This window comes from Hyphomicrobiales bacterium (assembly GCA_039973685.1).
Taxonomy (GTDB): domain Bacteria; phylum Pseudomonadota; class Alphaproteobacteria; order Rhizobiales; family JACESI01; genus JACESI01.
Map to the genome: position 1 here is coordinate 37,951 of JBDWKL010000034.1, position 12,435 is coordinate 50,385.

9 protein-coding genes and 2 tRNA genes are annotated in these 12,435 nt (G+C 46.4%); 4 read left to right on the forward strand and 7 right to left on the reverse strand.

Annotated features, from left to right (window positions below; translation table 11 throughout):
* Positions 1–58: 58 nt before the first annotated feature.
* The 7 genes from ABJO30_09450 to ABJO30_09480 all read right to left on the reverse strand — a co-directional run bounded on the left by ABJO30_09450 (position 59) and on the right by ABJO30_09480 (position 7,153).
* Positions 59–134 (reverse strand) — tRNA-Val (locus ABJO30_09450).
* Positions 135–300: 166 nt separating this feature from the next.
* Positions 301–603: an HU family DNA-binding protein gene (locus tag ABJO30_09455; protein MEP3233039.1), complete on the reverse strand. Its 303-nt coding sequence runs from the start codon at positions 601–603 to the stop codon at positions 301–303.
* Between the two features lie 159 nt (positions 604–762).
* Entirely contained in the window at positions 763–3,174 is a 2,412-nt protein-coding gene (lon, locus tag ABJO30_09460) for an endopeptidase La (GenBank protein ID MEP3233040.1), read from the reverse strand.
* 201 nt (positions 3,175–3,375) lie between these two features.
* Entirely contained in the window at positions 3,376–4,644 is a 1,269-nt protein-coding gene (gene clpX, locus ABJO30_09465) for an ATP-dependent Clp protease ATP-binding subunit ClpX (GenBank protein MEP3233041.1), read from the reverse strand.
* 151 nt (positions 4,645–4,795) lie between these two features.
* Complete coding sequence (gene clpP, locus ABJO30_09470; GenBank protein ID MEP3233042.1) at positions 4,796–5,425, reverse strand: ATP-dependent Clp endopeptidase proteolytic subunit ClpP; 630 nt, start codon at positions 5,423–5,425, stop codon at positions 4,796–4,798.
* A 146-nt stretch (positions 5,426–5,571) separates the two neighbouring features.
* Positions 5,572–6,915 carry a trigger factor gene (gene tig / locus ABJO30_09475; GenBank protein ID MEP3233043.1) on the reverse strand — a complete coding sequence of 448 codons (1,344 nt, stop codon included), beginning with the start codon at positions 6,913–6,915 and terminating at the stop codon, positions 5,572–5,574.
* Positions 6,916–7,068: 153 nt separating this feature from the next.
* A tRNA-Leu gene (locus tag ABJO30_09480) sits at positions 7,069–7,153 on the reverse strand.
* Between the two features lie 506 nt (positions 7,154–7,659).
* Here ABJO30_09480 and ABJO30_09485 point away from each other — a divergent pair.
* The 4 genes from ABJO30_09485 to ABJO30_09500 all read left to right on the forward strand — a co-directional run bounded on the left by ABJO30_09485 (position 7,660) and on the right by ABJO30_09500 (position 12,433).
* Complete coding sequence (locus tag ABJO30_09485; protein MEP3233044.1) at positions 7,660–7,998, forward strand: P-II family nitrogen regulator; 339 nt, start codon at positions 7,660–7,662, stop codon at positions 7,996–7,998.
* Positions 7,999–8,131: 133 nt separating this feature from the next.
* Positions 8,132–9,541 carry a type I glutamate--ammonia ligase gene (glnA, locus tag ABJO30_09490; protein ID MEP3233045.1) on the forward strand — a complete coding sequence of 470 codons (1,410 nt, stop codon included), beginning with the start codon at positions 8,132–8,134 and terminating at the stop codon, positions 9,539–9,541.
* Between the two features lie 209 nt (positions 9,542–9,750).
* Entirely contained in the window at positions 9,751–10,641 is an 891-nt protein-coding gene (locus ABJO30_09495; GenBank protein ID MEP3233046.1) for a LysR family transcriptional regulator, read from the forward strand.
* A gap of 97 nt (positions 10,642–10,738) precedes the next feature.
* A complete protein-coding gene (locus ABJO30_09500; protein ID MEP3233047.1) occupies positions 10,739–12,433 on the forward strand; it encodes an NAD(P)H-dependent oxidoreductase subunit E in 1,695 nt (564 codons plus the stop codon).
* The last annotated feature ends 2 nt before the right edge of the window (positions 12,434–12,435 follow it).

The following is a 12,435-nucleotide window of genomic DNA, read 5'->3' on the forward strand; positions in this document are numbered from 1 at the left end:
CGCAATCAATTCATCGCCCGTGAAGGCGAAAATTAGATATATCGAAGAGAAGAAAAAATGGTGGGTGGTAAGAGGCTCGAACTCCTGACCCTCTCGGTGTAAACGAGATGCTCTACCAACTGAGCTAACCACCCGACCGTGAAGGGGAAATAGCCTGAATTCGCAATCAATTGCAAGCCCTTTATCCATTCAATTTGATCAAATCGCACAAAAAATTATTTTCACTCATTTGAATGCGGATCAAAAAGCAAAAGGCCCGCCAGAGCGGGCCTTTCAATATTCGTTTCAAAGACTAGGGAATTAGCCGTTGATTGCGTCTTTCAAGCCTTTACCAGCTTTGAATTTAGGAGATTTAGACGCTTTAATTTGGATTGTTTCACCAGTGCGTGGGTTGCGGCCTGTTGTGGCAGCACGGTCTGTTACACTGAAGTTACCAAAACCGAGGATCTTAACCTCATCACCACCTTTAAGGCTGCTTGTGATCGCATCAAAAGTTGCGTCAACTGCTTCGCCTGCAGCTGCTTTTGACAAGTCTGTTTTTTCCGCAACTGCTGCGATAAGCTCGTTTTTGTTCATGGTAAAAATATCCTTCGTTTTAGCCATATCATGAATTTCACTGTCTTTGTCTGTGAATTGAATCGTACTAAAAAACAAGGCTTTTTCAGGCTTTTCGGAGGTTTTTATTCATCGTTTCACAAGAAATGACATAAAAAGACCCGGACCAAAATGATCCGGGTCATAATTATTACTATAATTGCCACATTAGTGAGCAGTGACACCGCTTTCAGCGTCTTTACCGGATTGAGTCGGCTGTTGGCTTTCGTCCCATTCGATGGCTTCTGGTTTTTCCAAAAGCGCATGTTCCAGCACTTCATCCATGCGAGAAACGGGTACTATTTCCAGTCCGTTTTTCACACTATCTGGTATGTCGGCAAGGTCTTTCGCATTCTCTTCAGGAATCAGCACTTTTTTGATTCCGCCACGAAGAGCCGCTAAGAGCTTTTCTTTCAAGCCACCGATTGGCAAGACGGTACCGCGAAGGGTCACCTCACCTGTCATGGCAATGTCTTTAGAAACTTTAATGCCAGTCATCATAGAAACGATTGCCGTTGCCATGCCGATACCTGCTGATGGACCATCTTTCGGTGTTGCACCTTCAGGCACGTGAACGTGGATGTCGCGCCGATCAAATAATGGCGGCTCGATACCAAAATCAACAGCGCGCGACTTCACATAGGATGCCGCAGCAGAGATTGATTCTTTCATCACGTCTTTAAGATTACCAGTAACAGTCATCTTGCCCTTACCCGGCATCATGACACCTTCAATGGTCAGCAATTCACCGCCCACCTCAGTCCATGCAAGTCCGGTGACAACACCAACCTGATCTTCCCCTTCAGCCTCACCGTGGCGGTATTTTGTAACGCCAAGATAGTCTTCAAGGTTCTTAGTGGTGATCTTGATAGTCTCAACTTTTGTGGTGATGATTTCTTTCACAACTTTACGAGTGAGTGAGGCCAATTCGCGCTTCAAATTACGCACACCAGCTTCACGCGTATAGCGTTGGATCACCATCAAAGTGGCAGCATCGTCAATTTCAAACTCATCGTCTTTCAACGCGTGATCTTTCACGGCTTCGGGAATCAGATGGCGTTTAGCAATCTCGAGTTTTTCTTCTTCGGTGTAACCTGCAATACGGATAATCTCCATGCGGTCCATCAGTGGACCTGGAATATTGAGCGTATTAGATGTGGTGACAAACATCACATTGGATAGATCATAATCCACTTCGAGGTAGTGATCTGCAAACGTGCTGTTTTGTTCTGGATCAAGAACTTCCAAAAGGGCAGACGACGGATCGCCTCTGAAATCCATGCCCATCTTGTCGATTTCATCAAGCAAAAAGAGTGGGTTAGACTTCTTCGCCTTCTTCATGGACTGAATAACTTTACCCGGCATTGAACCGATATATGTACGGCGGTGACCGCGAATTTCCGATTCGTCCCTCACTCCACCAAGTGACATGCGCACATATTCACGGCCCGTCGCCTTGGCGATTGATTTGCCGAGTGATGTTTTACCAACACCTGGAGGGCCAACAAGACAAAGGATTGGGCCTTTGAGTTTATTGGCGCGTGATTGCACGGCAAGATATTCAACGATGCGCTCTTTGACTTTTTCCAAGCCATAGTGATCGGTATCGAGAACCTCTTCAGCATAAGCAAGATCGCCTTTGACCTTTGATTTTGTTGACCATGGAATGCCAAGCAACCAATCAAGGTAATTACGAACAACCGTTGCCTCAGCCGACATTGGGCTCATCTGGCGAAGCTTCTTCAGCTCAGCATTAGCTTTGTCTTTGGCTTCTTTGGAAAGCTTGGTCTTTTGAATTTTATCATCAAGTTCTTGAAGCTCATCCTTACCGTCTTCGCCCTCGCCCAGTTCCTTCTGGATCGCTTTCATCTGTTCGTTCAGATAATACTCACGTTGGGTCTTTTCCATTTGGCGCTTAACACGCGAACGGATGCGTTTTTCGATTTGGAGAACTGAAATTTCGCTCTCCATTAAACCAAGAACATGCTCAAGACGTTTAATGACGCTGGTATAGCTAAGGATTTCCTGCTTTTCAGGAATTTTGATCGCAAGGTGTGATGCAACAGTATCAGCCAGCTTCGCGTAGTCTTCGATTTGGCCAACGGCGCCAATAACTTCTGGTGAAAGCTTCTTGTTGAGTTTTACATAGCTCTCAAATTCAGAAATGACAGAGCGAGACAAAGCTTCAACTTCAGCAGCATCGCCAAGTTCTTCTTCCAGAACACGGCCAGTTGCTTCGAAATATTCTTCGCGGTCAGAATATTGTTCAATCTCAGCGCGTGCCTTACCTTCAACAAGCACCTTCACAGTACCATCAGGCAATTTCAAAAGCTGGAGAACAGAGGCAACTGTACCAATCGGATAGATGGCTTCTGGAGATGGATCATCGTCGCTTGAGTTGATTTGGGTGGCGAGCAAGATTTGCTTATCTGCTTGCATTACCTCTTCCAACGCATTGATTGATTTTTCACGCCCAACAAAGAGCGGAACAATCATATGCGGAAACACAACAATGTCGCGCAACGGGAGAACCGGATATAAATTGCTACCAGTAGACAGACCAATTGTATCAGTTGTCATAAAACATCCTTTCATGGGGCTCAGCTTAAAATTGCTGACTCAACCCTGACCACATAGTTGCTGATTTGTGGCAACAAACCAACATGACTTATTGCTTACCAACATGGTATTCCGCAATCAGGAATACAAGCATCATTTAGCACTCTCGTTAAAAGAGTGCTAAATTACATGTGATTACAAATATTGTATTTTTGAGGCTGGTTAGGCGCTTGTGCCAGTATCTTCAGCGCGTTCGCTATAGATATAAAGCGGCTGCGCGCTTCCTTCTACCACGTCACCTGAGATCACAACCTCGTCAACACCATCTAAGCCAGGAAGCTCATACATTGTGTCGAGTAGGATCGTTTCCATGATAGAACGAAGACCACGGGCGCCTGTTTTGCGCTCAATTGCTTTGTTTGCAATTGCTTTCAATGCATCTTCGTTGAATGTCAGTTCGACGTCTTCCATTTCGAAGAGACGCTGATACTGTTTCACGAGAGCATTTTTAGGTTCAGACAAGATTTCGACAAGAGCCGCCTCATCCAAATCTTCCAATGTAGCAAGAACAGGCAAACGACCAACAAATTCTGGGATAAGACCGAATTTCAATAGATCTTCAGGTTCCACAGCTTGGAAAAGCTCGCCAACACGGCGGTCATCTTCTGCTGCAACGTGTGCACCGAAACCGATTGATGTTGCTTCACCACGATCAGAAATGATTTTATCAAGGCCAGCAAACGCACCACCTGAAATAAACAAGATGTTGGCTGTATCTACTTGCAAGAATTCTTGCTGTGGATGTTTGCGTCCGCCTTGTGGAGGAACAGAAGCGACTGTCCCTTCCATGATCTTCAACAAGGCCTGCTGAACGCCCTCACCTGAAACATCACGTGTGATGGATGGATTGTCGGACTTGCGAGAAATCTTGTCGATCTCATCAATGTAAACGATACCGCGCTGGGCACGCTCAACGTTGTAATCAGCAGCTTGAAGAAGCTTCAAAATGATATTTTCAACGTCTTCACCAACATAACCAGCTTCGGTCAATGTTGTGGCATCAGCCATTGTGAAAGGAACATCGATGATGCGCGCTAGTGTTTGAGCAAGGAGTGTTTTACCGCAACCTGTCGGGCCGATAAGCATGATGTTCGACTTAGCAAGTTCAACATCATTGTTCTTAGCTGCGTGGTTCAGGCGCTTATAGTGATTGTGCACGGCAACAGCCAAAACACGCTTGGCTTTAAATTGGCCGATTACGTAATCATCCAAAACGCTGCAGATTTCTGCTGGAGACGGTACGCCCTCAGTTGATTTCACAAGTGAAGATTTGTTCTCTTCACGAATGATATCCATACAAAGTTCGACACATTCATCACAGATAAAAACATTTGGACCAGCAATGAGTTTTCTTACCTCGTGCTGACTTTTACCGCAAAAAGAGCAGTAAAGTGTGTTTTTAGAATCGCCAGAGCCGCTCACCTTGGTCATGCATTTTCCTCACTTCGCCCTTCCCATTATGAAGAAGGGTCATAATCCTGTGATTCTCATACTAACTTGAAACACTTCAAGAGAACTTAACACAGAACAAATCAGCGTAAAGCGCCTTTTTTTACTTAATAAAGCGCTACCGCGTGAATAATTAACTTTCGTCTTCGTCGCCACCAACACGTTCGTTGAGCACTTCATCAATCAAACCAAACTCTTTTGATTCTTGTGCAGTCATGAAATGATCGCGATCTAGCGTCTTTTCTACCACATCATAAGATTGACCAGTGTGTTTTACATATACGTCGTTAAGACGCTTTTTCAACTTCACAATATCTTGTGCATGGCGCTCAATGTCTGATGCTTGACCTTGGAAACCACCAGAAGGCTGATGAAGCATAACGCGGGCATTTGGAAGGCTGAAGCGCTTGCCAGCTTGGCCAGCACCCAAAAGCAATGAACCCATTGATGCAGCTTGGCCGAAGCACAATGTCGACACTTCAGGACGAATGAATTGCATCGTGTCATAAATCGCCATGCCAGAGGTCACGACACCACCTGGTGAGTTGATGTAGATCGCAATATCTTTTTTCGGGTTTTCTGCTTCAAGAAAAAGCAATTGCGCGCAAACCAGCGATGCCATTCCATCTTCAACAGGACCAGCGATAAAAATAATACGCTCTTTCAACAAGCGTGAGAAAATATCATAGGCACGTTCACCACGGTTTGTTTGTTCAACAACCATTGGCACGAGGTTCATAAAGGTCTCAGTCGGATTGCTCATCATATCTCCATAAGGCGCGTTTTAGTGCGAAGGTAAGCCTTTAATCCAACAAAGGCAGCCGATGGGCTGCCTCTAAAGGAATCGCTCACCCTCATATTAGGAAAGCATTGATACATTTAAACCCTTAAGGGTTCGTCTATAGGGACTTATTCTTCGTCATCTTCTGCAAGCAATTCTTCTTTTGTGACTGTCTTTTCAGTAACCGTTGCTAATTCTAGAATGTAATCAACAACCTTTTCCTCAAAGATCGGTGCACGAAGGCCAGCAAGTTGCTCTGTATTTTTTTGGTAAAACTCGAAAACTTCTTTTTCTTGACCCGGAAATTGCGACGCTTGCTGCATTACTGCATTGCGCATTTCGTCTTCCGTCACCTGAATTTTCTTGCTGTCGCCGATTTCGGCCAACACCAAACCAAGGCGAACACGACGCTCAGCGATTTTAGAATAATCTTCGCGTGCTTGTTCTTCAGTCGTGTCGTTGTCTTCAAAAGAAGTACCAGCTTCTTCCATTTCTTTTTCAACCTGACCCCAAATGCCGTCAAATTCTTGAGACAACATTGTTGGTGGTAGTTCGAAATCATATTTTTCATCGAGTTGGTCAAGCAATTGACGCTTAACTTTCTGGCGGCTTGCACCAGCATATTGACCATCGATTTGGCTTTTGATGATTTCTTTCAAATTATCCAAGCCTTCTAGGCCAAGATTTTTAGCAAAATCATCGTCAATTACGAGTTCGCCAGGGGCTGCTACTTCTTTAACAACAACGTCAAATTCAGCTTCTTTGCCTGCAAGGTGCGCGGCTTGGTATTCTTCTGGGAATGTAACTTTAACAACAGTCTCGTCGCCAGCTTTTTTGCCAACAAGCTGCTCTTCAAAGCCAGGAATAAACTGACCAGAACCGAGAACAAGTTGACCATTTTCGTCAGCGCCGCCTTCAAATGCTACGCCGTCAACCTTACCAAGGTAAGACATGCTGATACGGTCGCCGTCTTCAGCTTTGCCCTTTTTCTCTTCATAAGGGCGGCTTTGGCTGCCGATTTGTTCGATTTGGTCCATGACCTCTTGATCAGCCACTTCAACAACTGGCTTTTCAATGGTGACTCCAGAAAGATCGCCAACTTCGAATTCAGGCATCAACTCATAAGAAACATCGAGATCTAGGTCGCGTTTGCCGTCCAAGATTTCGTTTGCTTCGTCTTGGTCTTCTGTCATTTCGATAGCAGGCTGCATTGCTGGGCGCTCTTTGCGCTCTTCTAATGCTGCTTGGCTAGACTGCGTCACTGTCTCTTGAACAATGTCTGCCATGACCGAACGGCCATATGTCTTTTTCAGATGCGCGAGTGGCACTTTACCCGGGCGAAAACCGTTGATGCGAACCTGATCTTTGATCTCAACGAGTTTTTCCATCATTTTAGATTCAAGCTCAGAAGCTGGAATGGTGATTTTCAAACCGCGCTTCAGGCCATCCGAGAGGGTTTCAGTGACTTGCATCGTCGTGTTTCCTTATTCAATCGAAATATGCCCGCAATGATATGCGGGCCATGTGTACACAGATAAAAGGAGGTTGCTTGTTCAACTTCACCTTACAATGTTCAACATTCCCAAAAGTCAGCATCAGAAATCTGATCTTGCCGCTTGAGGGGATGGTGCGGGCGGAGGGACTTGAACCCCCACGTCTTGCGACACCAGAACCTAAATCTGGCGTGTCTACCAATTTCACCACGCCCGCACATTGTAAGTCACGAAGTCAAGAACGAGGATGCCCTCATTAAATCTTGAAATCAGGCGCCTCTATACCACCCCAAAACGCGTGGTCAAATTAAAAAAGCTCAAAAAAAGCATCGTTTTAGATTTTTTTTCTGAAAACGTTAAATTTGGGGACTTTCGGATCGTTAAAAAAGTGACTTTTATACAAAGGAGCCAATTGCCCAATTGGACCGAGGGGCAGAAGAAATTATCCGCCGCCTCAATATATGCTCATTAATTAGTCAATTGCATAAATATAAGCCATAGATATTGCCTATTTTTTGACCTCCCCTCCATTGCGGTGAATTTCGTCTGCGTTAATATGCGGAAAATTACGCCAATCCCTTTGCTACTTAAATTTTTGAATAGTTGGGTCAATTTGGCACAAGGGATGCATAAGGTGGTGCGTAGGGTAATCACAACAACGCTATGGGGCGTTATTTTGTTATACGCCCCTGATGCTCACAGAATTATAAGGAATTGAAATTCGTGAAGAAAATTGAAGCGATCATCAAGCCGTTCAAATTGGACGAAGTGAAAGAAGCAATTCAGGATGTGGGGATCCAAGGTATTACCGTTGTAGAAGCGAAAGGTTTTGGCCGTCAAAAAGGTCATACTGAGCTTTATCGTGGTGCTGAGTATGTTGTGGACTTTCTACCAAAGGTAAAAGTTGAAGTCGTCGTGTCTGACGGTCAGCTTGATGCTACCATTGAGGCTATCCGCAATGCAGCCCAAACAGGACGCATCGGTGATGGTAAGATATTTGTCTCAACAATCGACGACGTTATTCGGATTCGCACGGGCGAATCTGGCGAAGAAGCCATTTAAGAGACAGTCAAAGGCTTATGCCTAAAATTTGTGCATCCGTGTCGTTCTAAACATGACGCGACATGCTATAGAAACCGCCAAAATCGCATGCAGCGATGAAGGTAAATGATAGAGTGACCAAGGAAACTAGCTTATGACATCAGCTAACGACATTTTAAAACAGATCAAAGACGAAGACATCCAGTATGTAGATCTTCGTTTCACAGACCCACGCGGTAAAATGCAACACGTGACAATGCATTCTTCATGCGTTGACGAAGACATGTTCGCTGATGGCGTGATGTTTGACGGTTCATCAATCGGTGGTTGGAAAGCCATCAATGAATCAGACATGGTAATGATGCCTGATACATCAACTGTAACAGCAGACCCATTCTACGCGCAGTCAACACTCGCAATCTTCTGTGATATTCTTGAGCCAGACAGTGGCGAAGCTTACAACCGTGACCCACGCATGACTGCTAAGAAAGCAGAAGCATATGTGAAGTCTTCTGGTGCTGGCGATAGCATTTTCATGGGCCCTGAAGCTGAGTTCTTCATCTTTGACGATGTTAAATTCTCAACAGACCCATACAAAACTGGTTTCGAACTTGATTCTGTAGAGCTTCCATCAAACACGGACGCAGACTACGAAGCAGGCAACATGGGCCACCGTCCACGTAACAAAGGCGGCTACTTCCCAGTAAACCCAATTGATTCTGGCCAAGACATCCGCGGCGAAATGCTTTCAGTTATGGGTGAAATGGGCGTGTTGATCGAAAAGCACCACCACGAAGTGGCGGCTGCACAGCACGAACTCGGCATGAAATTCGCGCCGTTGACACAAGTTGCTGACCACCTACAAATCTACAAGTACTGCATCCACAACGTTGCACACGCTTATGGCAAAACAGCTACATTTATGCCGAAGCCTGTATTTGGTGACAACGGTACTGGCATGCACGTTCACCAGTCTATCTGGAAAGACGGCGAGCCTACATTTGCTGGTTCTGAATATGCTGGCCTTTCTGAAAGCTGCTTGTTCTACATTGGTGGCATCATCAAGCACGCTAAAGCATTGAACGCTTTCACTAACCCATCAACCAACTCATACAAGCGTTTGGTTCCTGGTTACGAAGCACCAGTTCTTCTTGCTTACTCAGCACGCAACCGTTCAGCTTCTTGTCGTATTCCTTTCGGCAACAGCCCGAAAGCAAAACGTGTTGAAGTTCGCTTCCCAGATCCAACAGCTAACCCATACCTAGCATTCTCTGCAATGTTGATGGCTGGCCTTGATGGCATCAAAAACAAAATTCACCCAGGTGAAGCAATGGACAAAGATTTGTACGATCTGCCACCAGCAGAACTTGCACAAATCCCAACTGTTGCTGGCTCACTTCGTGAAGCATTGAACAGTCTTGAAGAAGACAATGACTTCCTTTGTGCAGGTGACGTATTCGATAAAGACCAAATCGAAGCGTACATGGAGCTTAAATGGGAAGAAAACACTGTTTATGAGCAAACTCCACACCCAGTTGAATTCGACCTTTACTACTCAGTCTAATTCGACAACTGGACTATCCCATTAAATAATGGGCCCTCCCAAATCAAAGCCGCCGGTGTTCTCATCGGCGGCTTTATTTTTAATAACCCGTCGCAACGAGATAAGATTTTGCGGTATGCTGCCGCTAACGTATGGTCAATCATTGAGGATTTTCGCGCGTGCGGCTAAGTTGCTGATTCTCAACGGCATGCTGGTTGGAGGCCTGTTCCTTGTTTGATATTCGAGATATGCAGCTATTAGTGGCGTTAGAGCGACACGGACATTTTGCCCGTGCAGCTGATGATTGCGGCATTTCGCAACCTGCGTTTTCAGCCCGCATTAGAAACCTAGAACTCGATCTTAAGTCATCAATCGTTCTTCGTGGTAACCGTTTCATGGGGTTTACACCTGAAGGTGAAATTGTCCTGACATGGGCACGCAAGTTGCTTGAAGATGTCGACGGGATGAAACAAGAGCTAACGGCAGCAAGATCCGCCATTGAAGGTAGTTTGCGCATCGGCGTTATTCCAACGGCCCTCGCCTTTGCAGCGTGCTTGCCAGCCATAATCCGCGTTGACCAACCAAAGCTAAAGGTTGAAATCGTCTCGGCATCTTCGGTTGAGATTAAACGAGGGCTCGATAATTTCTCGTTTGGAGCGGGCATTTCCTACATTGAAGACCCTCTACCACCCACGATAACAAGCTCACATCTTTATGACGAAGAGTACGTGCTCTTGGCACCAAGTCATATGGTTGATGATAAAAAAGACCAGATTACGTGGCAGGACGCAGCTGATTTACCTTTGTGTTTGTTGTCAAAAAGCATGAGGAACCGTCGGATCATTGATGAAATATTTTCTGACATTAATGTCGAAGTTGACCCCGTGCTTGAAACCAACGCGCTGACTGTATCTCTTGCACAGGTGGAAAACGGCACTGCAGCAACGATTGCACCGCGCACGATGGTGGAAATTTTTGGTGTCGGTTCAAACATCAAAGCTTTAGACCTCGTTGAACCGAACATTCTGCGACCAATCGGCCTCTTTCTCCCGCGCCGTGAACCTGCCCCGCCCGCCCATGCGGTTTTGAGCAATGCGGCTAAGCAATTGGTAAGCCAATAGTCCACGATAACAAATGCTGATTGCCCAATCTGTACTTAAAATTTGATGTGAAAGCCCTGCCTCAACTAGCGTCTCCCAAATTGTTGGAGAATTCGCAATGTTGAAAAACGTTGAGCGTAAGGGTGTTTGGAAAGATGGAACGGGCAAAGGGCGCAAAACCCCTAAGGGCCGTCAACTCGATGATCAGGCACTGATTGATGTACGTGAACTGCTTGGCGACAAGCCACGCCGTCGTGATTTATTGATTGAGCACCTGCATCTTGTCCAAGATAAATTCAAATGCCTTTCATCAGACCATCTTCGCGCACTGGCCGAAGAGATGAAGCTTGCACAAGCGGAAGTCTATGAAGTTGCAACCTTCTATGCTCACTTTGATGTTGTGCGTGAAGGCGAGCAAACGCCGCCAGATCTAACGATACGTGTGTGCGACAGTCTTTCTTGTGAATTGGCAGGCGCTCAAGAACTTTTAAAAGACCTTGGCGATAAATATGGCGGTGGTGGTAATGTCCGCGTTCTTCGTGCGCCTTGCATGGGTCGTTGTGACACAGCGCCAACGTTAGAACTTGGTCATAACCACATTGATCTTGCGACAGTTGAGAAGGTTGAAGCAGCCGTTGAAAGCGGTGATACGCATCACAAGATGCCAGATTATCAAAAGTTTGACGCTTACAAAGCAGACGGCGGTTACGAGACACTCACTAAACTGCGTGGTGGCAGTCAAACAGCAGATGAAGTGCAAGACACTATTCTTGAAGCAGGCCTTCGCGGTCTCGGTGGTGCGGGCTTCCCATCTGGCAAAAAGTGGTCATTCGTTCGCGCTGAAGCTGGACCTCGCTATCTTGCCGTCAACGGTGATGAAGGCGAACCGGGTACATTCAAAGACCGCTATTACCTAGAGCGCACGCCGCACCTGTTTCTTGAAGGCATGTTGATTGCTGCTTGGGCAGTGGAAGCAGACACTTGCTTCATCTATATGCGCGATGAATATCCAGCGGTGCTTGAAATTCTAGCAACTGAAATCAAAGCGCTTGAAGCCGCTGGTCTTGTGGCTGAAGGTTATATCGACCTTCGTCGCGGTGCTGGCGCTTATATTTGCGGCGAAGAAAGCGCGATGATCGAATCGATTGAAGGCAAGCGCGGCATCCCGCGCCATCGTCCGCCATTCGTGGCACAAGTTGGCGTCTTCAATCGCCCGACCTTGGTGCACAACGTTGAATCGTTGCTTTGGATCACCCGCATCATGCGTGAAGGGCCACAAGTGCTATCATCCACTGAGAAGAACGGTCGCAAAGGCCTGCGTTCTTATTCAGTCTCTGGCCGTGTCAAAGAACCGGGCGTGAAACTGCTTCCTGCTGGCTCCACGATCACAGACATTATTGACGCTTGCGGCGGCATGTTAGATGGCCATGAATTCAAAGCCTACCAACCGGGCGGCCCATCTTCTGGCCTCCTGCCCGCCTCCATCAACGATGTACCGCTTGATTTTGATACATTGCAACCGCTCGGCACATTCATCGGTTCTGCGGCGGTTGTGGTTCTGTCAGATAAAGACAGCGCCCGCGATGCAGCGCTCAATATGCTGAAGTTCTTTGAAGATGAAAGCTGCGGCCAATGTACGCCGTGTCGTTCTGGCTGCGAGAAGGCTGTGAAACTCATGCAAGCAGACACGTGGGACCAAGACCTTCTTACGGACCTATGCGACGTGATGGCAGACGCCTCCATCTGCGGCCTCGGCCAAGCAGCGCCAAATCCGATTAAATTGACCATGAAGCATTTTCCGGATGAAGTGTGATG

Bases quoted from the DNA above. Each gene is read 5' to 3' on its own strand.
- clpP (MEP3233042.1), bottom strand. From the start codon at position 5,425: ATGAGCAATCCGACTGAGACCTTTATGAACCTCGTGCCAATGGTTGTT.
- ABJO30_09500 (MEP3233047.1), top strand. From the start codon at position 10,739: ATGTTGAAAAACGTTGAGCGTAAGGGTGTTTGGAAAGATGGAACGGGC.
- clpX (MEP3233041.1), bottom strand. From the start codon at position 4,644: ATGACCAAGGTGAGCGGCTCTGGCGATTCTAAAAACACACTTTACTGC.
- ABJO30_09455 (MEP3233039.1), bottom strand. From the start codon at position 603: ATGGCTAAAACGAAGGATATTTTTACCATGAACAAAAACGAGCTTATC.
- tig (MEP3233043.1), bottom strand. From the start codon at position 6,915: ATGCAAGTCACTGAAACCCTCTCGGATGGCCTGAAGCGCGGTTTGAAA.
- lon (MEP3233040.1), bottom strand. From the start codon at position 3,174: ATGACAACTGATACAATTGGTCTGTCTACTGGTAGCAATTTATATCCG.
- glnA (MEP3233045.1), top strand. From the start codon at position 8,132: ATGACATCAGCTAACGACATTTTAAAACAGATCAAAGACGAAGACATC.